This is a genomic window from Citrobacter sp. S55_ASV_140 (assembly GCF_018919505.1).
Lineage (GTDB): Bacteria > Pseudomonadota > Gammaproteobacteria > Enterobacterales > Enterobacteriaceae > Citrobacter > Citrobacter werkmanii.
In genome coordinates this window covers 1-20,145 of sequence record NZ_JAHLQZ010000039.1, presented here as the reverse complement: position 1 = coordinate 20,145, position 20,145 = coordinate 1, and the positions used below count along the sequence as shown (strand labels likewise).

Here is a 20,145-nt window from a genome sequence, read left to right as displayed (position 1 = left end):
GCGCGTAATTGGGGAAATTGATCTTCGTGTTGGTCGGTGATTTCGCGGTAAAGGAACGGATCGGGATCGCAAACCTTATTATTTTTGTGGTTAAGTGTTCCAATATGAAACGTGTGCCTTTTTTATCTGTTTCATATCAGAACAAAATGACGAAAGATTTTTTTGTGCACGCCTCGCCATACAGTTATTACATCGCTCCGGTACGTCCGCTTTCGCCGTCAACATCAGGCTAAACGGGTTAACGCCAGGGCTCACCATGTAAAAACATGTACTTATTTGAGGATGAAAGGAATGCTAAAAGTTATTCAATCTCCAGCCAAATATCTCCAGGGTCCTGACGCTTCTACCTTATTTGGTCAATACGCTAAAAATCTGGCGGACAGCTTTTTCGTGATTGCGGACGACTTCGTCATGAAGCTGGCGGGAGAGAAGGTACTCAATGGTCTGCATAGCCATGACATTAGCTGCCACGCGGAACGCTTCAACGGTGAATGCAGCCATGTTGAAATTAATCGCCTGATTGCCATTCTGAAAAAACACGGTTGCCGTGGTGTGGTTGGGGTTGGCGGTGGGAAAACGTTAGATACCGCCAAAGCGATTGGTTATTACCAGAAGCTGCCGGTGGTGGTGATCCCAACTATCGCATCTACCGATGCGCCAACCAGCGCGCTGTCCGTTATCTATACCGAAGCGGGTGAGTTTGAAGAGTATCTGATCTACCCGAAAAACCCGGATATGGTGGTGATGGATACCGCAATTATTGCCAAAGCGCCGGTACGTCTGCTGGTGGCCGGGATGGGCGATGCGCTCTCTACCTGGTTTGAAGCGAAAGCCTGTTATGACGCCCGAGCGACCAGCATGGCGGGGGGGCAGTCCACCGTGGCGGCGCTGAGCCTGGCGCGCCTGTGCTATGATACCCTGCTGGCGGAAGGCGAAAAGGCACGCTTAGCCGCCCAGGCTGGCGTGGTGACCGATGCGCTGGAACGTATTGTCGAAGCCAACACCTACCTCAGCGGTATCGGCTTTGAAAGCAGCGGCCTTGCGGGGGCACATGCCATCCATAACGGCTTTACGATTCTGGAAGAGTGTCACCATCTGTACCACGGTGAAAAAGTCGCCTTTGGTACGCTGGCGCAGCTGGTGCTGCAGAACAGCCCGATGGAAGAGATCGAAACCGTGCTGAATTTCTGTCAGAAAGTGGGCCTGCCGGTAACGTTAGCGGAAATGGGCGTGAAAGACGACATTGACGGCAAGATTATGGCCGTGGCTAAAGCCACCTGCGCAGAAGGTGAAACCATTCACAATATGCCGTTCCCGGTGACGCCTGAAAGCGTACATGCCGCTATTTTGACGGCAGACCTGCTGGGACAGCAGTGGCTGGCGCGTTAATCGGGCATAGGTAAATTTACCCAGCATCTTCTCCCCCTCTGACAGTCTCTGCCGGAGGGGTTGTCTATGGCAAAACAGCGGAAATGGATATGACGGCGCACACGCATAGCATCGGGCAGGAAGTCTCTTCGGTTCTCGCCCAGTCCTGGCATCGTTGCAGCAAGTTTATGCAGCGGGAAACCTGGCAGGCGCCGCATCAGGCGCAAGGGCTGACCTTTGAGTCGATTTGTCGTCGCAAGACGGCGCTGCTGACGATTGCGCAGGCCGCGCTGGAAGATGCCTGGGAGTTTATGGACGGTCGTCCGTGCGCACTGCTGATTCTGGATGAATCAGCCTGTATTCTCAGCCGTTGCGGCGATCCGCAGACGATAGAACAGCTGGCGGAGCTTGGATTTCGCGACGGCAGCTATTGCGCGGAAAGCATTATCGGCAGTTGTGCGCTGTCGCTGGCGACGATGCCGGGGCAGCCGACAAAAACCTCTGGCGCTCAGCATTTTAAACAGGCGTTGCATCCGTGGTCGTTCTGCTCGACGCCGGTGTTCGATAACCATGGGCGTCTGTTTGGCTCCATCTCATTATGCTGTCTGGTAGAACATGAGTCCGTTTCTGATTTATCCCTGACGCTGGCGATTGCCAGAGAAGTCGGTAATTCATTACTGACCGACAGCCTGCTGGCAGAATCCAACCGCCATCTGAACCAGATGTACGGGCTGCTGGAGAGCATGGATGATGGCGTGATGGCCTGGAATGAGCAGGGGGTGTTGCAGTTCCTCAATGCGCGCGCGGCGCTGCTTTTGCATCTCGACGCGCAGGCCAGCCAGGGCAAAAACATTCACGACCTGCTCAATTTGCCCATGCTGCTGCGTCGGGCAATTAAACATGCCCGCGGTTTGAATCACGTCGAAGTCACTTTTGAAAGTCAGCACCAGTTTGTTGATGCCGTCATCACCCTGAAGCCGATTGTTGAGGAGCAGGGCAACAGCTTTATCCTGCTGCTGCACCCGGTGGAGCAAATGCGTCAGCTGATGACCAGCCAGCTCGGTAAGGTGAGCCACACCTTTGAGCAGATGTCGACGGACGATCCAGAAACCCGACGCTTGATCCATTTTGGTCGTCAGGCGGCAAGGGGGAGTTTCCCGATCCTGCTGTGCGGGGAAGAGGGCGTCGGGAAAGAGCTGCTGAGCCAGGCCATTCACAATGAAAGCGAACGCGCCAGCGGGCCGTATATCGCCGTCAACTGTCAGTTGTATGCCAATAGCGTGCTGGGGCAGGATTTTATGGGCAGTGCGCCCACCGATGATGAAAATGGTCGGTTGAGCCGCCTTGAGCTGGCGAACGGCGGCACGCTGTTTCTGGAGAAAATTGAATATCTGGCGCCGGAACTGCAATCCGCGCTGTTACAGGTGATCAAGCAGGGAGTATTAACCCGCCTGGATGCCCGTCGCCTGATCCCGGTGGATGTAAAAGTGATCGCCACCACCACGGTTGATCTCGCTAATCTGGTGGAGCAAAACCGCTTTAGCCGCCAGCTGTATTACGCGTTGCACTCTTTTGAGATTGTTATCCCACCGCTACGCGCGCGGCGTAACAGTATTCCCTCGCTGATTTATACGCGACTGAATAGCCTGAAAAAACGCTTTTCAACCAGCCTGAAGATCGACGACGACGCGCTGGCGCAACTGGTGGCTTATTCATGGCCGGGCAATGACTTCGAGCTGAACAGCATTATCGAAAACATCGCCATCAGTAGCGATAACGGCCATATTCGGCTGAGCAATCTGCCGGATTATCTGTTTGCCGAGCGCCCCGGTCTGGAGACCGCGTCTTCGCTGCTGCCTGCCAGCCTGACCTTTACCGCTATCGAAAAAGAGGCGATTATCCACGCCGCCCGCGTCACCAGTGGGCGCGTGCAGGAGATGTCGCAACTGCTGAATATTGGTCGCACGACCTTGTGGCGTAAGATGAAGCAGTACGACATCGACGCCAGCCAGTTTAAGCGCAAACATCTGGAGTAGTTTCTTCGATTCTGGCCATGGAGAACAGCGCATCCGACAGTCGGTTGATATAACGCTTGAGTTCATCGCGTAACGTCAGCGTTCTGTCCATCGCGATGAGGATCCGCTCCAGCCGCCGTGCCAGGGTGCGCGCAACGTGTAGCTGTGCTGATGCCAGATTTTTCCCCGGAATGACAAATTCTTTCAGGGGGCCGCTCTGCGCCATATTGCGGTCAATAAGCTGCTCCAGCGCCTGAATATCCTCGGCGTTAATCGTCTGCGTTAAGCGGGCGAGACCTTTCTCATCGCTGGCGAGTTCCGATCCCAGCACAAACAGCATCTTCTGGATGGCATGCAGATCTTCGCGTAATTCTGCCTGGCGCGAGCTGGCATAGCAGACGCCAAGCTGGGAAATCAGTTCATCCACCGTACCGTAGGCGTTAACGCGGATGTCGTCTTTGTCGATACGGCTGCCGCCAAACAGCGCGGTCGTGCCTTTATCGCCGGTTCGGGTATAGATGCGGTACATTTATTTTATCTCGCTAAAGGGAAGCACTTTGACCAGTTGGCCAGCATTGGCGCCGAGCATGCGGATCATTGCTGCCCCGGCGGCGATATGCCCACGGACCAGCGCCCGATCCTCGGGTAGCTGGGCGTGGGTTAGGGCAATATCACCGCTGGCGCTGAGGCCGAGACCCACGCGTAGCGTTGAGCTTTTAGCCGCCAGCTTGCTGAGGGCCAGCGCGCAGTCATGTTCGTCGCAACAGATTGTCCGGCAAGGGACGCCTTGCTCTTCCAGCCCCCAGCATAGTTCATCAAGCACGCGCGTATCCTGCCAGCGTGAGTGATAAAACAGATGTACTCCCGGTGATGAAAGTGACATTGCGCCCCCTTATTGATCAGAATGCCTGACGGAAGATCTCGGCAATTTCTTTCTCATTCCCTTTACGCGGGTTGGAGAAGGCATTGCCGTCTTTCAGCGCCATTTCCGCCATATACGGGAAATCGGCTTCTTTGACGCCCAGTTCGCGCAGATGCTGCGGAATACCGATATCAGCAGAGAGGCGAGCGATGGCATGAATCGCCAGTTCGGCGGCATCCATGGCGGACAGACCGTCGGTGTTCTCACCCATAAACTCTGCGATGTCGGCAAATTTCTCCGGATTAGCGATCAGGTTATAGCGCGCCACGTGCGGCAGCAGGACGGCGTTTGCTACGCCGTGCGGCATGTCGTACAGACCGCCAAGCTGATGCGCCATCGCGTGAACGTAGCCAAGGTTGGCGTTGTTGAAGGCCATACCCGCCAGCAAAGAGGCATAGGCCATGTTTTCACGAGCTTTCAGGTTGCTGCCCAGCGCTACGGCCTGGCGCAAATTACGGGCGATCAGACGAATTGCCTGGATAGCGGCGGCGTCGGTAACCGGGTTGGCATCTTTTGAAATATAGGCCTCAACAGCGTGTGTCAGGGCGTCCATCCCGGTCGCTGCGGTCAGTGGCGCAGGTTTGCCGAGCATCAGCAGCGGGTCATTGATGGAAACCGACGGCAGGTTGCGCCAGCTGACAATCACAAACTTCACTTTGGTTTTGGTATTGGTCAGCACGCAGTGGCGGGTGACTTCGCTGGCGGTGCCGGCGGTGGTATTCACCGCGACGATCGGCGGCAGCGGATTGGTCAGGGTTTCAATCCCGGCATAGCTATAGAGATCGCCTTCGTGCGTCGCTGCGATACCGATGCCTTTACCGCAGTCATGCGGACTACCACCGCCGACGGTAACGATGATATCGCATTGCTCCTTACGAAAAACTTCCAGACCGTCGCGCACGTTGGTGTCTTTGGGGTTTGGCTCGACGCCGTCAAACACCACCACGTCAATACCGGCTTCACGCAGATGTTCGAGGGTTTTATCAACCGCGCCGTCTTTAATGGCTCGCAGACCTTTATCAGTCACCAGCAGCGCTTTTTTACCGCCCAACAGTTTGCAGCGTTCGCCCACGACGGAAATAGCATTCGGGCCAAAAAAGTTCACATTTGGCACCAGGTAATCAAACATACGATAGCTCATAATTTACCTTCTTAGATTTAAATTATAATTCAGAAAAACAATTCAGTGCGGTTTGCGCTAATAACATGTCTTGTTCGACAGTACCGCCACTTACGCCGACGGCACCGATTAATTTATCGTTTAATATGACAGGTAAGCCGCCGCCAAAAATAACGATCCGCTGTTGATTCGTTAGCTGTAAACCATATAGTGAGGCACCCGGTTGTACCGCGTCGGTAATTTCATGAGTCCCCTGGCGCAGACAGCAAGCGGTCCAGGCTTTATTCAGTGAAATATCACAGCTGGTGACAAACGCGTCGTCCATGCGTTGCATCAGCAGCGTGTTTCCGCCGCGATCCACCACGGAAAAGACCACCGGCACGTTGATCTCAGACGCTTTAGCCTCGACGGCCTGCGCCATTTTTTTCGCAGCCGCCAGCGTAATGGTGGCGATTGGTTGGCTCTTATTCACAGTTTCTCCTGAAAATAGTGTAGGGCTGAGGTCACGAAAATATCGCGAGACAGCTATTTTTTATCATTGGGTTTGGCTTTATTTTGTCGCCGCGCGTTATTAAGTCAATAGGGTGAGAATTTCAAAAATATTAATTTAATTTTGCGTATCGGCATTTATTGATAATGATCATTTAACTTCGTCACAATTCTCTCCGGCTATTCCTGAGAACTGTTTCAATATGGAACGATGAATTTTTATTACGTACCAAATTGGAACGAAATTAATTTTATTTTTTTATTGCTGTGCTCATTTAGAGTTCGGCCATTGCTGATGAAAGGCGAATGCCGGGTGGTGTGTCCCCGGCAATACGGCCCAGTGTCCCTATTTTTTATCTTTTGAGTCCATAAACTATGAGAAGATCAAAACGATTCGAAGTGCTTGCGAAGCGCCCTGTAAATCAGGATGGGCTGATTGGCGAATGGCCTGAAGAGGGGCTGATCGCCATGGAAAGCCCCTACGATCCGGCTTCGTCGGTGAAGGTAGAGAATGGTCGTATTGTTGAGCTGGACGGCAAGAGCCGCGCCGAGTTCGACATGATTGACCGTTTTATTGCCGACTACGCGATTAACGTGGCTGAAACCGAACGGGCAATGCGGCTCGACGCGCTGGAGATCGCCAGAATGCTGGTGGATATCCACGTCAGCCGGGAAGAGATTGTTGCTATTACCACCGCCATCACGCCGGCGAAAGCGGTGGAGGTGATGGCGCAAATGAACGTGGTGGAAATGATGATGGCGCTGCAAAAAATGCGCGCCAGACGCACGCCGTCCAACCAGTGCCATGTCACCAACCTGAAAGACAACCCGGTACAGATTGCCGCCGATGCGGCTGAAGCGGGGATCCGTGGTTTTTCAGAACAGGAAACCACGGTCGGCATCGCCCGCTATGCGCCGTTTAACGCCCTGGCGCTGCTGGTCGGTTCCCAGTGCGGTCGTCCTGGCGTGCTCACGCAATGTTCCGTTGAGGAGGCGACGGAGCTGGAGCTGGGGATGCGCGGGTTAACCAGCTACGCCGAAACGGTATCGGTATACGGTACAGAGTCGGTGTTTACCGACGGCGATGATACGCCGTGGTCAAAAGCGTTTCTCGCCTCGGCCTATGCGTCTCGCGGGCTGAAAATGCGTTATACCTCCGGTACCGGTTCGGAAGCGCTGATGGGCTATTCCGAGAGTAAATCGATGCTCTATCTGGAGTCGCGCTGCATCTTTATCACCAAAGGCGCGGGTGTACAGGGGCTGCAAAACGGCGCGGTCAGCTGTATCGGCATGACCGGCGCAGTGCCGTCGGGGATCCGCGCGGTGCTGGCAGAAAACCTGATTGCCTCGATGCTCGACCTTGAAGTGGCCTCCGCCAATGACCAGACCTTTTCCCACTCAGATATTCGCCGTACCGCCCGTACCCTGATGCAAATGCTGCCGGGTACCGACTTTATCTTCTCCGGCTATAGCGCCGTGCCGAACTACGACAACATGTTTGCCGGGTCGAACTTCGACGCGGAAGACTTCGATGATTACAACATTCTGCAACGCGATCTGATGGTGGACGGTGGTCTGCGTCCTGTAACCGAAGAAGAAACCATCGCCATCCGTAACAAGGCGGCGCGCGCCATTCAGGCGGTGTTCCGCGAACTGGGTCTGCCGTTGATTAGCGATGAGGAAGTTGAGGCCGCCACTTACGCTCACGGCAGCAAAGATATGCCTGCGCGCAATGTGGTGGAAGATCTGGCCGCCGTGGAAGAGATGATGAAGCGCAATATCACCGGGCTGGATATCGTCGGCGCGCTAAGCCGTAGCGGCTTCGAAGATATCGCCAGTAACATCCTCAATATGCTGAGACAGCGCGTCACCGGTGATTACCTACAAACGTCGGCCATTCTGGATCGCCAGTTTGAGGTGGTCAGCGCCGTTAACGACATTAATGATTATCAGGGACCAGGCACCGGCTATCGCATCTCCGCCGAGCGCTGGGCGGAAATTAAAAATATCGCGGGCGTGGTTCAGCCTGGCTCAATTGAATAAGGCGGTACACCGTGGAATGCACAACTGAACGTAAGCCGGTTTTCACCTTGCAGGTAAGCGAAGGCGAGGCGGCTACAGCGGACGAACGCGTAGATGAAGTGGTGATTGGCGTCGGTCCGGCCTTTGATAAGTATCAGCACAAAACCCTGATTGATATGCCGCATAAGGCGATTCTTAAAGAGCTGGTGGCAGGGATTGAAGAAGAGGGGCTGCATGCACGGGTAGTGAGAATTCTGCGCACCTCGGACGTTTCTTTTATGGCGTGGGACGCGGCTAATCTCAGCGGTTCCGGCATCGGGATTGGTATCCAGTCGAAAGGAACCACGGTGATTCATCAGCGCGATCTGCTACCGCTGAGTAACCTGGAGCTGTTCTCTCAGGCTCCGCTGCTGACGCTGGAAACCTATCGCCAGATTGGTAAAAACGCCGCGCGCTATGCACGCAAAGAGTCGCCTTCGCCGGTGCCGGTGGTCAATGACCAGATGGTGCGCCCTAAATTTATGGCCAAGGCCGCGCTGTTTCACATCAAAGAAACCAAACACGTGGTGCAGGATGCTGCACCCGTCACGCTGCATATTGCACTGGTAAGGGAATGACCATGAACAACAACATCATGACCGCGCAGGATTACCCATTAGCCACCCGCTGCCCGGAGAAAATCCAGACGCCTGGCGGGAAACCGTTAACCGACATAACCCTTGAGAATGTGCTGGCAGGCAAGGTCGGGCCGCAGGATGTGCGTATTTCTCAGCAAACGCTGGAGTACCAGGCGCAGATTGCCGAACAGATGCAACGTCACGCCGTGGCGCGCAATTTCCGTCGCGCGGCGGAGCTGATTGCCATCCCGGATGCTCGTATTCTGGAGATCTATAATGCGCTACGTCCGTTTCGTTCTTCATTCGCGGAGCTACAGGCGATTGCCGATGAGCTGGAGCACACCTGGCATGCCACGGTGAACGCCGCTTTTGTCCGCGAGTCGGCAGAGGTGTATCAGCAGAGAAACAAGCTGCGTAAAAGCAGCCAGTGACGGAGGGCGCATGCCGTTAATCGCCGGGATTGATATCGGCAACGCCACCACCGAAGTGGCGTTGGCGCAACATGGACGGTTTATTGCCAGCGGAATTGTTGCCACCACGGGCATGAAAGGGACGCGGGACAACATTGCCGGGGTGGTGACCTCCCTGCAGCAGGCACTGGATAAAACGCCGTGGTCGCTTCAGGACGTGGCGAAAATCTGCATCAATGAGGCCGCGCCGGTGATTGGCGATGTGGCGATGGAAACCATCACTGAAACCATCATTACGGAATCGACAATGATTGGCCATAACCCGCAGACGCCGGGGGGCGTCGGCGTGGGGATGGGAACCACCATCAGCGTGGATAAGCTGGCATCACTGAGCGAAGATCGCTTTGCGCAGGGCTGGATCCCGCTGGTGGGCGAAGAGATTGATTTCCTCGAAGCGGTCTGGCTCATCAATGAGGCGCTGGATCGTGGGATCAACGTGGTGGCGGCGATCCTGAAAAAAGATGATGGCGTGCTGGTGAACAATCGCCTGCGTCGGGCAATGCCGGTGGTCGATGAAGTGACGCTACTGGAGAAGGTTCCGGAAGGTGTGCTGGCGGCGGTGGAAGTGGCGGCTGCAGGGCAGGTGGTGCGGGTATTGTCGAATCCTTACGGCATCGCGACCTTTTTTGCCCTGACGCCGGAGGAAACGCAAACCATCGTCCCTATCGCCAGAGCGCTGATTGGCAACCGCTCCGCCGTGGTGCTGAAAACGCCGCAGGGTGATGTGCAGTCGCGAACGATCCCGGCGGGTAAGATCTTTATCCGTGGCGAAAAGCGCGGCGGTGAAGCCGACGTAGCGCAAGGCGCGCAGGCCATTATGCAGGCGATGAGCGCCTGTGCGCCCGTGTGTGATATCCGCGGTGAAGCAGGTACGCACGCGGGCGGGATGCTTGAGCGGGTGCGTAAGGTGATGGCCTCGCTGACCGGTCATGACATGAACGCCGTGCATATTCAGGATCTTCTGGCGGTGGATACGTTTATTCCCCGCGAGGTGCAGGGTGGCATTGCCGGTGAATGCTCAATGGAGAACGCCGTTGGCATTGCGGCGATGGTGAAATCTGACCGCTTACAGATGCAGGCTATCGCCAGCGAACTGAGCGCGCGGCTAAACACGCCCGTGGAGGTGGGTGGGGTGGAAGCCAACATGGCCGTGGCTGGCGCGTTAACGACGCCCGGATGCGCCGCGCCGCTGGCGATCCTCGATTTAGGCGCAGGATCCACCGATGCCGCCATTATTAATAGCGACGGCGTAGTGAAGGCGGTACATCTTGCCGGGGCGGGGAATATGGTCAGCCTGCTAATTCAAACGGAACTGGGCTTAAGCGATCCGTTTTTAGCAGAGGAAATTAAAAAATACCCGCTGGCCAAAGTGGAGAGTCTGTTCAGCATTCGCCACGAGAACGGCGCGGTGGAGTTTTTTCGTGAACCGCTCAGCCCGTCAGTATTTGCCAAAGTGGTGTATCTGAAAGACGGCGAGCTGATCCCGGTTGATAACCAGACCTCGCTGGAGAAGATTCGTCTGGTGCGTCGTCAGGCCAAAGAGAAAGTTTTTGTCACCAACTGTCTGCGCGCGTTACGCCAGGTATCACCTGGCGGCTCCATTCGCGATATCACGTTTGTGGTGCTGGTAGGCGGTTCATCGCTGGATTTTGAAATTCCGCAGATGATCACCGATGCGCTGGCGCATTACGGCGTTGTCGCCGGGCAGGGCAACATCCGTGGCACTGAAGGCCCGCGCAATGCGGTGGCGACCGGACTGGTTTTAGCCGGAGAAGCAAAAAAATAGCGCAGAAAACAGCCGCGCAAGCGTTTAGCTGCGGGGTAAGTCAAAGAAAGGCGATGTTCTCTTTGATATCCCGGCGGAGTTGGGTACATAGTATCAAGGTGTCTCTAACGTGGTTAATTTTAAGGATAAGAGCATGCCAACAGCAATTGAAAAAGCCTTGGATTTTATTGGTGGTATGAACACTTCGGCGTCAGTACCCCATTCAATGGATGAAAGCACCGCTAAGGGAATTCTAAAGTATTTGCATGACTTAGGTGTGCCAGCGAGTCCGGAAGTTGTGATGGCACGGGGTGAGCAGGAGGGATGGAATCCTGAGTTCACGAAAAAAGTGGCCGGATGGGCAGAAAAAGTTGCCTCCGGTAACCGCATCCTTATCAAAAACCCAGAGTATTTTTCAACCTACATGCAGGAGCAGCTCAAAGAACTTGTGTGAGCTGACTATCGAATAAAACGCTAACGGACGTTTCCATCTCTGGATGGCGGCGTCCAGAAGGGTTGCCACATGCTGCTTATTGGGCAGACATATCTAAACGAAAGATTAATAAAAAAGGACCTGCGATTTCTCGCAAGTCCTTGATATTTGGTGGCCCCTGCTGGACTTGAACCAGCGACCAAGCGATTATGAGTCGCCTGCTCTAACCACTGAGCTAAGGGGCCGTGGCGGTGGATTATAAAGTAACTCCGCGTCGCAATCCAGACATAAGCGTACGGATGCTGATTTTATAAACAATGTATTATCAGTCCGTTATACTGTTACTCTGATGTATTGTTCGGAGTAATTATGGTTAAGGACATACTGGCACCAGGGCTGCGGGTGGTGTTTTGCGGCATCAATCCGGGGCTATCTTCCGCAGGTACAGGGTTCCCCTTTGCGCATCCCGCTAATCGCTTCTGGAAGGTCATCCATCAGGCGGGATTTACCGATCGCCAACTGAAGCCAGAAGAGGCGCAACACCTGCTGGATTTCCGCTGTGGCGTGACAAAATTTGTCGACAGGCCAACGGTACAGGCTAATGAAGTGAAGCTACAGGAGATGCGTAGCGGTGGCCGTAAGCTTATTGAAAAGATTGATGACTATCAGCCCGCCGCGCTGGCGATTCTTGGCAAGCAGGCGTTCGAGCAAGGCTTCAGTCAGCGCGGAGCGCAGTGGGGAAAGCAGACGCTGACCATTGGCGCGACCCAGATTTGGGTATTGCCAAATCCCAGCGGATTGAGCCGGATTACACTGGATAAGCTGGTGGAGGCGTATCGTGAGCTGGATGACGCGCTGGTCATGCGCGGGATGTAAATAAAAACGCCACCTTGCGGTGGCGTTTGAACTTATACGGCGAGATTAATCGTCGAGGAAGCTACGCAGCACTTCAGAACGGCTCGGGTGGCGCAGTTTACGCAGCGCCTTCGCTTCGATCTGACGGATACGTTCGCGGGTAACGTCGAACTGTTTACCTACTTCTTCCAGCGTGTGGTCGGTGTTCATATCGATACCGAAACGCATACGCAGAACTTTCGCTTCACGCGCGGTCAGGCCAGCCAGAACGTCGTGCGTTGCGGCACGCAGGCTCTCGGTAGTGGCAGAGTCCAGCGGCAGCTCGAGGGTGGTATCCTCGATGAAATCACCCAGATGCGAATCTTCATCGTCGCCGATCGGCGTTTCCATGGAGATAGGCTCTTTGGCGATCTTCAGCACTTTACGGATCTTGTCTTCCGGCATCAGCATGCGTTCAGCCAGCTCTTCCGGCGTCGGCTCACGGCCCATCTCTTGCAGCATCTGACGGGAAATACGGTTGAGCTTGTTAATGGTCTCAATCATATGCACCGGAATACGGATGGTACGCGCCTGATCCGCGATAGAGCGGGTAATTGCCTGACGGATCCACCAGGTTGCGTAGGTGGAGAACTTGTAACCACGACGGTATTCAAACTTATCAACCGCTTTCATCAGACCGATGTTGCCTTCCTGAATCAGATCCAGGAACTGCAGACCACGGTTGGTGTATTTCTTGGCGATAGAGATAACCAGACGTAAGTTCGCTTCAACCATCTCTTTTTTCGCACGACGGGCTTTCGCCTCACCGATGGACATGCGACGGTTGATATCTTTAACCTGCTCGATGGTCAGGCCGGTTTCTTCTTCAATCTGCTGCAGTTTCTGCAGGCCGCGGTGAACGTCATCTGCCACGTCGTGCAGTTTTTCAGACCACGGTTTGTTCATCGCGATTGCCGCGTTGAACCACGTTTCGCTGGTTTCATTGCCAGTGAACAGAGTGATGAAGTTTTTCTTCGGCATTTTGCACTGCTCAACGCAGAGCTTCATGATCAGACGTTCCTGAGTACGCACGCGGTCCATCATGACGCGCATGCTGTTTACCAGGTAGTCGAACTGCTTCGGCACCAGGCGGAACTGTTTGAACACTTCAGACAGCTTCTGAATTTCTTCCTGCGCGGCAGCATGGCTGCGGCCTTTGGCCTTGATCGTGTCGCGGGTGATTTCGTACTGGGTACGCAGCTCAGCGAATTTTTCACGCGCTAATTCAGGGTCGATGCTGTTGTCGTCATCGTTGCTGTCGTCGTCATCTTCTTCATCTTCGTCTTCATCTTCATCCATCTCTTCTTGAGAGAGTTCAGAACCGACGTGGGTCGCCGTTGGCGCCATGTCTTCTTCCGCGTTAGGATCGACAAAGCCGGTGATGAGATCGGACAGACGCGCTTCTTCAGCTTCTACGCGATCGTATTGCTCAAGCAGATAGGTGATGGCTTCCGGGTATTCAGCAACGGAGCATTGAACCTGGTTAATCCCGTCTTCGATGCGCTTAGCGATGTCGATTTCGCCTTCACGGGTTAACAGTTCAACGGTACCCATTTCACGCATGTACATGCGGACCGGGTCAGTTGTACGGCCGATTTCGGACTCAACGCTGGACAGAACCTGGGCAGCCGCTTCTTCCGCGTCTTCATCGGTGCTGTTGGAGGTTTCAGCAAGCAGCAGATCATCGGCATCAGGTGCTTCTTCCATCACCTGAATACCCATGTCATTGATCATTTGGATGATGTCTTCGATTTGATCTGAATCGACGATATCTTCCGGCAGATGGTCATTGACCTCGGCATAGGTCAGATAGCCTTGCTCCTTACCACGTTGGACAAGAAGCTTCAGCTGTGACTGCGGGTTTTGCTCCATAAGACGGTATCCACACTTAATTCGTTTGATTGGTGTTGGGCGGTAAAACCGCCAACGGCAAAACGAGGGCATACTTATATTTTGCCGCTGCCTCTCCGTGCGGCTGTCGGGGGCTTCCCGATCGATATTCGGCAGTTAAGCCGTTAAATACTTCATCTTTCACGTTTTCTCTGCGTTAGCTGCGTTCTCTCTTCCTGGTCATGTACTTATGTACACTCCCAGGCGTTCGTTCACTTGCTGCCTTGATACAACGCGAATGATTTTGTCTTTGTTTTGTCTTTCTCTTATTTCTTGGCCAGTTCCTGGTTCAGCGTCCAGAGTTCCCGGCGTTCTTCGCTGCTTAAACCGTGTGTGCGCTCACGAGCTATCAACTCTTCCTGGCGCAGTTCAAGCATCGAATCAAACATATGGTTGAGTGAGTCGGTGAAGGTTTTTTCTGCGATATCTTTATCTGCTATATCGTCCCACATCGACAGTTTTTCAAGGGTTGCAGCATCATTTGTGCCACGATAGTGCTCTAAAAGTTGGCCGGTGGTCAGGCCTGGCTGAGCCAGACAAGTGTTGACCAGTTCTCTGAATAAGCCAAGTCCAGGCAGCTTATTGCTGTCCAGCGCGCCTAACGGCGGAACCAGCGGAGCAAGGTCCGGGTTTTGCACCAGCAACCCTATAAGTATACGCATGGTCGTACGTTTTAGCTGTGGAACAGGGCGGGAAGCGCCATTTTCTGCCAGTTTTGGCATTAAACGTTCAAGCTGGCTGTCATCCAGAATGCCGAGCTTGTTTCCCAACTCCTGTCGCAGATAAATGCGCAACGTTTCGCCCGGCACCTGAGTGATCAGTGGCAGCGCCAGCGTGCTGAGCTGCGCGCGTCCGTCCGGGGTACTCAAATCTACCTGTGGCAACAGGCTATTAAATAAAAACGCGGAGAGCGGCAACGCCTGCTCCATCCGGGCTTCGAAAGCCTCTTTCCCTTCTTTACGCACTAACGTATCGGGATCTTCGCCATCAGGTAAAAACATAAAGCGTAGCTGGCGGCCGTCTGTCATATAAGGCAGTGCGGTTTCCAGCGCGCGCCATGCTGCGTCGCGTCCGGCACGGTCGCCGTCGTAGCAGCAAATCACGTTGTTCGTCGCGCGAAACAACAGCTGGATGTGATCGGCGGTGGTTGACGTCCCAAGGGATGCCACGGCGTAGTTAATGCCGTATTGCGCCAGCGCCACCACATCCATATAACCTTCCACCACTAACAGGCGCTGCGGATCGGCGTTATCCTGCTGGGCTTCATAAAGGCCATATAGCTGGCGACCTTTATGGAAAATATCGGTTTCCGGGGAGTTCAGATACTTCGGCAGGGCATCGCCCAGCACGCGTCCACCAAAACCAATGACCCGACCACGTTTGTCGCGGATGGGGAACATCACCCGTTCGCGAAAACGATCGTAACTGCGTCCCTGATCGTTGGTGACCAACATCCCCGCATCGACCAACGATTTGCGATTCTCAGCATTGCCGCCAAACCGTTTCAGGACGTTATCCCAGCCGGGGGGGGCAAAACCAATAGCAAAACGGGTGATAACGTCGCTACTTAATCCTCGCTTTTCCAGGTACTGGCGCGCAGGGGTAGCGGCGGGCTGCATCAAAGACTGTTGATAAAAAGTGTTCAGGCCGTCCATCAATTGATAAAGGCTTTGCCGTTGATGGCGCTCTATCTGACTGGGGCCACTGCCTGCTTCATAGGGCACTTCAAGGTTGTGCATTGCGGCCAGTTCTTCGACGGTTTCCACAAACTCGAGCTTGTCGTAGTTCATGAGAAAGTCGACGGCGTTGCCATGCGCGCCACACCCAAAGCAGTGATAAAACTGTTTTTCACCGTTTACGGTGAAAGAGGGGGTTTTTTCGTTATGGAACGGACAGCACGCGTGATAATTTTTGCCCTGCTTTTTCAGCTTTACCCGCGCGTCGATGAGATCGACGATGTCGGTTCTTGCCAGCAGGTCATTAATAAATACACGTGGAATTCGTCCAGCCATATGCCCCGTTTATTTTGTTATGACTCACATACACAAAATCATTCAGGATGCATCAAGGCGGCAAGGGAGCGAATCCTCAGGAGCGTACATCAGTACGTGACTGGGGTGAACGACTGCAGCCAACGCAGAGGCAGCTTGAATGATGACGTGTATAAACGAAAATAAGCCGCGCATTCCTTCCGGAAGCACGGCCTTACAACTACAACTCAGTCTGAATTGAGAGCTTTAGCTCTCAATGGATTAGTACAGACGAGTACGGCGTGCGTTTTCGCGAGCCAGTTTCTTCGCGTGACGTTTCACAGCAGAAGCTTTAGCGCGCTTACGTTCGGTAGTCGGTTTTTCATAGAACTCACGACGACGAACTTCCGCCAGAACACCTGCTTTTTCGCATGAACGCTTGAAGCGACGCAGTGCTACGTCGAACGGCTCGTTTTCACGTACTTTAATTACCGGCATGTAACTCTCACCTTTAATAAATTCGGTTTGCCGCTGGCATCAACGCCAGCTTATTTCAAAATGGTGCGGAATTTTACTGCAATTGCTGCTGCTTTGTAAAGCACCCACGCGATTTTGAAAGGGACTTTTATAAGGACAAGGAGTATACACGAGGCATGCGCCTGGGGCGAACAAAGTTTTACATCAACCCGCATTGGTCCTACACTGCGCGGTAATAGAGCGAGGTAAAACAAGTCATGCGTGTACTGGGTATTGAAACATCCTGCGATGAAACCGGCATCGCCATTTACGACGATGAAAAAGGTCTTTTAGCCAACCAATTGTATAGTCAGGTGAAATTACACGCTGACTACGGCGGCGTAGTGCCAGAACTGGCCTCGCGCGATCACGTACGTAAAACCGTACCGCTGATTCAGGCCGCGCTGAAAGAAGCGGGACTCACGGCAAAAGAGATCGATGCGGTGGCGTACACCGCAGGTCCTGGTCTGGTTGGCGCGCTGCTGGTCGGCGCAACCGTAGGACGTTCGCTGGCGTTCGCCTGGGGCGTGCCGGCAATTCCTGTGCACCACATGGAAGGGCATTTGCTGGCGCCGATGCTGGAAGAGAATCCTCCTGCTTTTCCGTTCGTCGCGCTGCTGGTTTCCGGTGGGCACACGCAACTGATTAGCGTCACTGGTATCGGTCAGTATGAATTACTGGGTGAATCGATTGATGACGCGGCAGGTGAAGCGTTTGACAAAACCGCCAAGCTGCTGGGGCTGGATTATCCTGGCGGCCCAATGCTGTCTAAGCTGGCGTCACAGGGTGTGGAAAAACGCTTTGTCTTCCCGCGTCCGATGACCGACCGTCCGGGGCTGGATTTCAGCTTCTCCGGCCTGAAAACCTTCGCCGCGAATACGATTCGTAATAACGAAAATGACGATCAAACGCGTGCAGATATCGCCCGTGCCTTTGAAGATGCGGTGGTTGATACGCTGATGATCAAGTGCAAACGCGCGCTGGATCAAACCGGTTTTAAACGTCTGGTGATGGCGGGGGGCGTGAGCGCTAACCGCACGCTGCGCGCAAAACTGGCCGAAATGATGCAAAAACGCCGCGGCGAAGTGTTCTATGCGCGCCCGGAATTTTGTACCGACAACGGGGCGATGATCGCCTACGCGGGGATGGTGCGTTTTAAAGCGGGCGCAACGGCGGATCTTGGCGTGACCGTGCGTCCACGCTGGCCGCTGGCGGAATTACCGGCGGCGTGAGTTTTTTGCCCGGTGGTGGCTTTGCTTACCGGGCCAACAAAACCGTAGGCCGGGTCAGGCGAAGCCGCCACCCGGCGATAAACCGCGCTACACCCGCAACATTCCTTTCTCTTCCAGAAACGCAATAATCGTCGCCAGACCGTCGCCCGCCTTCAGGTTAGTAAACGTCCACGGACGCTCGCCGCGCATGCGCAGGGTATCGCGTTCCATCACCTCCAGCGAAGCGCCTACGTAAGGGGCCAGATCGGTTTTGTTGATCACCAGAAAATCGGATTTGGTGATCCCCGGCCCGCCTTTACGCGGGATCTTCTCGCCTTCGGCAACGTCGATCACGTAGATCGTCAGATCCGCTAATTCCGGGCTGAAGGTGGCGCTCAGGTTATCGCCGCCGCTTTCCACAAAAATCAGATCCAGGTTGCCGAATTTCTCGCTCAGCGCTTCGACCGCGGCCAGATTCATCGACGCATCTTCGCGGATGGCGGTATGTGGACAGCCGCCAGTTTCCACACCAACTATTCTGTCCGGTTCCAGGGCGCCTGCTTCGGTGAGAATGCGCTGATCTTCTTTGGTGTAGATATCGTTAGTCACGACCGCCAGTTGATAGCTGCTGCGCATGGCTTTGCATAACGCTTCCAGCAGCGCTGTTTTGCCGGAGCCAACCGGGCCGCCAACGCCCACGCGCAGGGGATGCTTGTAATCACTCATTTTTTCTCCTCAGGAACGGAATAAGCGGGAATATTGGGTTTCATGCCGGGCAGACGCGATGGCGGCTAACGGCGTTGCGGATCCGAGGCTGGCATCAGGACACGCCAGCGCTTGTGCCAGACCTTGCGCATAACGATCGCCAAGCGAAATAATCAACCGCTGTGCCGCCTGCTGGCCAAAGGGAACCAGTTTGACGCCTGCCATCACTGCGCTCTCAATCCAGCTGTAGCCGAGGCTTAATGCCAGGTTCGTCAGGGGGATTTTCCAGCGTACGCCCAGCCAGGCCATGCCGCACAGCTGGCTGTCGGTAAAGAGCGTGCGCCATTCCCGGGAACAGTCTGGTTCCCAGTCGGTGACCAGCCGCGTAAAGGCGATGCCCCGGCTGCGTTCTTCATCCCGCAGTTCGCGGGTTTCCCGACAGGCCAGCAGGTAAGCGGTCCAGCGGCGCGCGGCGGCGAGATCGTCCTGCTCACAGGCGCGATACAATCTCGCCAGCAGCGGTAAGTCGACGGTAAAAAAGTTGTGCTCCATCTGCTGAATTTGCCAGTCAGAGAAGTCATCGACGCTTTTCACCCAGCCGATTTCCACCGCCCACTCCAGACCCTGAGACCAGGTAAACGATCCCACCGGGAGACTGCTGCTGGCGAGCTGCATCAGGCGCAGCTGTTGGGTGCTATGCATCAGTGCGCATGGCCGTGATGATGCCCGTGTGACTCGCTCGCATAGGCACCCGCTTCCGGCTCAAACGGCAACTGGGCAAACGCCACCTCGAGGTTGAACTGGCGCAGCATATCGTCCAGCACATGATCGTGGTGGTAGCGCAGCTCATCGGGCAGGATCTGCAACGGTACGTGGCGATTACCAAGGTGGTAACAGGCTTTGGCGAGCAAAAAAGGGTTGGCGCAGCGCACGACGGAAACCGACTCCGGCGCGGCGATCACTTCGATCACCTCGCGGCCATCGTCGGTAGTCAGCAGATCGCCGCCGCGTAACAGTAAACCGCGCGGTAGCATTAATCCGGCTTCGCGGCCATCGCTCAGTGCCACTCTGGCGCGGCTTTTTACGCGAACATCAATGGGTAGCGTGACGCTTGCGGTGACGCGGTGGGCGTGGTCAAGGCGTTGGGTCAGGTAGATCATCCTCACTCCTTAAAACAGGAAATAGCGTTGCGCCATCGGCAAAACGTCTGCCGGGTCGCTGGTAATCAGTTCACCGTCAATGCGTACCTCGTAGGTCTGGGCATCGACGGTGATATTAGGCTGCAGAGCGTTGTGGATCATGTCAGCCTTTTTTACCGTCCGGCAGCCTTTGACGACGGCGATAGCGCTTTGCAAATTAAGTTGCTGCGGGACGTTTTGCGCGTCGGCAGCCTGTGAAATAAAGGTTAGACGGGTGTGATGCCGCGCTGCGCCAAGCGCGCCGAACATCATGCGGTAATGCACCGGCTGCGGGGTAGGGATTGAGGCGTTGATATCACCCATCGGCGCGCAGGCGATCATCCCGCCCTTCACGATGGTCGCCGGTTTTACGCCAAAAAAGGCCGGCGACCACAGCACCAGGTCGGCCAGTTTACCGGGCTCAACCGAGCCGACTTCGTGGGCGATACCGTGGGTCAACGCCGGATTGATGGTGTACTTGGCGATGTAGCGTTTAACACGCTGATTGTCGTTGTCGCCGATTTCTTCTGCCAGCGGACCACGCTGAACCTTCATGCGGT

Annotated in this window: 20 protein-coding genes and 1 tRNA gene; 9 read left to right on the top strand and 12 right to left on the bottom strand. The window is 54.8% G+C overall.

Annotation, left to right across the window (positions count from 1 at the left end; all coding sequences use genetic code 11):
- Positions 1-291: 291 nt before the first annotated feature.
- Positions 292-1,389 carry a glycerol dehydrogenase gene (locus KQJ18_RS08885; RefSeq protein WP_160956019.1) on the top strand — a complete coding sequence of 366 codons (1,098 nt, stop codon included), beginning with the start codon at positions 292-294 and terminating at the stop codon, positions 1,387-1,389.
- An 89-nt stretch (positions 1,390-1,478) separates the two neighbouring features.
- Positions 1,479-3,404 carry a dihydroxyacetone kinase operon transcriptional regulator DhaR gene (gene dhaR, locus KQJ18_RS08880; protein WP_038642879.1) on the top strand — a complete coding sequence of 642 codons (1,926 nt, stop codon included), beginning with the start codon at positions 1,479-1,481 and terminating at the stop codon, positions 3,402-3,404.
- Here dhaR and KQJ18_RS08875 read toward each other — a convergent pair.
- Genes KQJ18_RS08875 through KQJ18_RS08860 form a run of 4 tightly spaced genes read right to left on the bottom strand, consistent with a single transcriptional unit; the run spans position 3,382 to position 5,897 of the window.
- Positions 3,382-3,912 (bottom strand): cob(I)yrinic acid a,c-diamide adenosyltransferase, encoded by a 531-nt coding sequence (locus KQJ18_RS08875; RefSeq protein WP_121529568.1) that lies wholly within the window; start codon positions 3,910-3,912, stop codon positions 3,382-3,384. The genes dhaR and KQJ18_RS08875 overlap by 23 nt on opposite strands.
- A complete protein-coding gene (locus tag KQJ18_RS08870) occupies positions 3,913-4,266 on the bottom strand; it encodes a glycerol dehydratase reactivase beta/small subunit family protein (RefSeq protein ID WP_137350648.1) in 354 nt (117 codons plus the stop codon).
- 16 nt (positions 4,267-4,282) lie between these two features.
- Positions 4,283-5,446 carry a 1,3-propanediol dehydrogenase gene (gene dhaT, locus KQJ18_RS08865; protein WP_216421837.1) on the bottom strand — a complete coding sequence of 388 codons (1,164 nt, stop codon included), beginning with the start codon at positions 5,444-5,446 and terminating at the stop codon, positions 4,283-4,285.
- Between the two features lie 22 nt (positions 5,447-5,468).
- Positions 5,469-5,897 carry a heme-binding protein gene (locus tag KQJ18_RS08860; protein WP_216421836.1) on the bottom strand — a complete coding sequence of 143 codons (429 nt, stop codon included), beginning with the start codon at positions 5,895-5,897 and terminating at the stop codon, positions 5,469-5,471.
- Between the two features lie 392 nt (positions 5,898-6,289).
- Here KQJ18_RS08860 and KQJ18_RS08855 point away from each other — a divergent pair, with 392 nt between their 5' ends.
- From KQJ18_RS08855 to KQJ18_RS08835, 5 genes are all read left to right on the top strand, one after another.
- Positions 6,290-7,957: a propanediol/glycerol family dehydratase large subunit gene (locus KQJ18_RS08855; protein ID WP_016243883.1), complete on the top strand. Its 1,668-nt coding sequence runs from the start codon at positions 6,290-6,292 to the stop codon at positions 7,955-7,957.
- An 11-nt stretch (positions 7,958-7,968) separates the two neighbouring features.
- Positions 7,969-8,553: a propanediol/glycerol family dehydratase medium subunit gene (locus tag KQJ18_RS08850; RefSeq protein WP_038634014.1), complete on the top strand. Its 585-nt coding sequence runs from the start codon at positions 7,969-7,971 to the stop codon at positions 8,551-8,553.
- 2 nt (positions 8,554-8,555) lie between these two features.
- Positions 8,556-8,984: a diol dehydratase small subunit gene (locus KQJ18_RS08845; RefSeq protein WP_038634011.1), complete on the top strand. Its 429-nt coding sequence runs from the start codon at positions 8,556-8,558 to the stop codon at positions 8,982-8,984.
- Between the two features lie 10 nt (positions 8,985-8,994).
- On the top strand, positions 8,995-10,809 hold the full coding sequence (locus tag KQJ18_RS08840; RefSeq protein WP_038634008.1) for a diol dehydratase reactivase subunit alpha: 1,815 nt from the start codon (positions 8,995-8,997) through the stop codon (positions 10,807-10,809).
- A gap of 109 nt (positions 10,810-10,918) precedes the next feature.
- On the top strand, positions 10,919-11,242 hold the full coding sequence (locus KQJ18_RS08835) for a DUF1889 family protein (protein ID WP_001573898.1): 324 nt from the start codon (positions 10,919-10,921) through the stop codon (positions 11,240-11,242).
- A gap of 148 nt (positions 11,243-11,390) precedes the next feature.
- On the opposite strand, the gene KQJ18_RS08830 is transcribed toward KQJ18_RS08835, so the two are convergent.
- Positions 11,391-11,466, bottom strand: a tRNA-Ile gene (locus KQJ18_RS08830).
- A 124-nt stretch (positions 11,467-11,590) separates the two neighbouring features.
- On the opposite strand from KQJ18_RS08830, the gene mug reads away from it, so the two are divergent.
- The gene (gene mug / locus KQJ18_RS08825) at positions 11,591-12,097 is read left to right on the top strand and encodes a G/U mismatch-specific DNA glycosylase (protein WP_069324359.1); all 507 of its coding nucleotides are present in this window, start codon (positions 11,591-11,593) and stop codon (positions 12,095-12,097) included.
- Between the two features lie 45 nt (positions 12,098-12,142).
- On the opposite strand, the gene rpoD is transcribed toward mug, so the two are convergent.
- The 3 genes from rpoD to rpsU form a co-directional block, all read right to left on the bottom strand.
- Positions 12,143-13,987, bottom strand: coding sequence for an RNA polymerase sigma factor RpoD (gene rpoD / locus KQJ18_RS08820; protein WP_216421835.1), 1,845 nt, complete (start codon positions 13,985-13,987; stop codon positions 12,143-12,145).
- Between the two features lie 284 nt (positions 13,988-14,271).
- Entirely contained in the window at positions 14,272-16,017 is a 1,746-nt protein-coding gene (gene dnaG, locus KQJ18_RS08815) for a DNA primase (protein WP_038633998.1), read from the bottom strand.
- Positions 16,018-16,257: 240 nt separating this feature from the next.
- A complete protein-coding gene (rpsU, locus tag KQJ18_RS08810) occupies positions 16,258-16,473 on the bottom strand; it encodes a 30S ribosomal protein S21 (protein WP_001144069.1) in 216 nt (71 codons plus the stop codon).
- A 236-nt stretch (positions 16,474-16,709) separates the two neighbouring features.
- On the opposite strand from rpsU, the gene tsaD reads away from it, so the two are divergent.
- The gene (tsaD, locus tag KQJ18_RS08805; protein ID WP_038633989.1) at positions 16,710-17,723 is read left to right on the top strand and encodes a tRNA (adenosine(37)-N6)-threonylcarbamoyltransferase complex transferase subunit TsaD; all 1,014 of its coding nucleotides are present in this window, start codon (positions 16,710-16,712) and stop codon (positions 17,721-17,723) included.
- Between the two features lie 87 nt (positions 17,724-17,810).
- On the opposite strand, the gene ureG is transcribed toward tsaD, so the two are convergent.
- From ureG to KQJ18_RS08785, 4 genes are all read right to left on the bottom strand, one after another.
- The gene (gene ureG, locus KQJ18_RS08800; RefSeq protein WP_038633986.1) at positions 17,811-18,428 is read right to left on the bottom strand and encodes an urease accessory protein UreG; all 618 of its coding nucleotides are present in this window, start codon (positions 18,426-18,428) and stop codon (positions 17,811-17,813) included.
- A 9-nt stretch (positions 18,429-18,437) separates the two neighbouring features.
- Positions 18,438-19,109 (bottom strand): urease accessory protein UreF, encoded by a 672-nt coding sequence (locus KQJ18_RS08795; RefSeq protein WP_038633984.1) that lies wholly within the window; start codon positions 19,107-19,109, stop codon positions 18,438-18,440.
- The gene (gene ureE / locus KQJ18_RS08790) at positions 19,109-19,567 is read right to left on the bottom strand and encodes an urease accessory protein UreE (protein WP_038633981.1); all 459 of its coding nucleotides are present in this window, start codon (positions 19,565-19,567) and stop codon (positions 19,109-19,111) included. Before ureE ends, KQJ18_RS08795 begins: the two co-directional genes overlap by 1 nt.
- A 9-nt stretch (positions 19,568-19,576) precedes the next feature.
- On the bottom strand, positions 19,577-20,145 hold a 569-nt coding region (locus KQJ18_RS08785), incomplete at its 5' end, for an amidohydrolase family protein (RefSeq protein WP_216421834.1).

What these genes read in the sequence shown, in the direction of transcription:
- KQJ18_RS08795 (WP_038633984.1), bottom strand. Translation starts at nt 19,109, where the DNA reads ATGCATAGCACCCAACAGCTGCGCCTGATGCAGCTCGCCAGCAGCAGT.
- KQJ18_RS08870 (WP_137350648.1), bottom strand. Translation starts at nt 4,266, where the DNA reads ATGTCACTTTCATCACCGGGAGTACATCTGTTTTATCACTCACGCTGG.
- KQJ18_RS08885 (WP_160956019.1), top strand. Translation starts at nt 292, where the DNA reads ATGCTAAAAGTTATTCAATCTCCAGCCAAATATCTCCAGGGTCCTGAC.
- KQJ18_RS08855 (WP_016243883.1), top strand. Translation starts at nt 6,290, where the DNA reads ATGAGAAGATCAAAACGATTCGAAGTGCTTGCGAAGCGCCCTGTAAAT.
- rpsU (WP_001144069.1), bottom strand. Translation starts at nt 16,473, where the DNA reads ATGCCGGTAATTAAAGTACGTGAAAACGAGCCGTTCGACGTAGCACTG.
- KQJ18_RS08875 (WP_121529568.1), bottom strand. Translation starts at nt 3,912, where the DNA reads ATGTACCGCATCTATACCCGAACCGGCGATAAAGGCACGACCGCGCTG.
- KQJ18_RS08840 (WP_038634008.1), top strand. Translation starts at nt 8,995, where the DNA reads ATGCCGTTAATCGCCGGGATTGATATCGGCAACGCCACCACCGAAGTG.
- dhaR (WP_038642879.1), top strand. Translation starts at nt 1,479, where the DNA reads ATGACGGCGCACACGCATAGCATCGGGCAGGAAGTCTCTTCGGTTCTC.
- ureE (WP_038633981.1), bottom strand. Translation starts at nt 19,567, where the DNA reads ATGATCTACCTGACCCAACGCCTTGACCACGCCCACCGCGTCACCGCA.
- tsaD (WP_038633989.1), top strand. Translation starts at nt 16,710, where the DNA reads ATGCGTGTACTGGGTATTGAAACATCCTGCGATGAAACCGGCATCGCC.
- mug (WP_069324359.1), top strand. Translation starts at nt 11,591, where the DNA reads ATGGTTAAGGACATACTGGCACCAGGGCTGCGGGTGGTGTTTTGCGGC.
- dnaG (WP_038633998.1), bottom strand. Translation starts at nt 16,017, where the DNA reads ATGGCTGGACGAATTCCACGTGTATTTATTAATGACCTGCTGGCAAGA.
- rpoD (WP_216421835.1), bottom strand. Translation starts at nt 13,987, where the DNA reads ATGGAGCAAAACCCGCAGTCACAGCTGAAGCTTCTTGTCCAACGTGGT.
- KQJ18_RS08845 (WP_038634011.1), top strand. Translation starts at nt 8,556, where the DNA reads ATGAACAACAACATCATGACCGCGCAGGATTACCCATTAGCCACCCGC.
- dhaT (WP_216421837.1), bottom strand. Translation starts at nt 5,446, where the DNA reads ATGAGCTATCGTATGTTTGATTACCTGGTGCCAAATGTGAACTTTTTT.
- ureG (WP_038633986.1), bottom strand. Translation starts at nt 18,428, where the DNA reads ATGAGTGATTACAAGCATCCCCTGCGCGTGGGCGTTGGCGGCCCGGTT.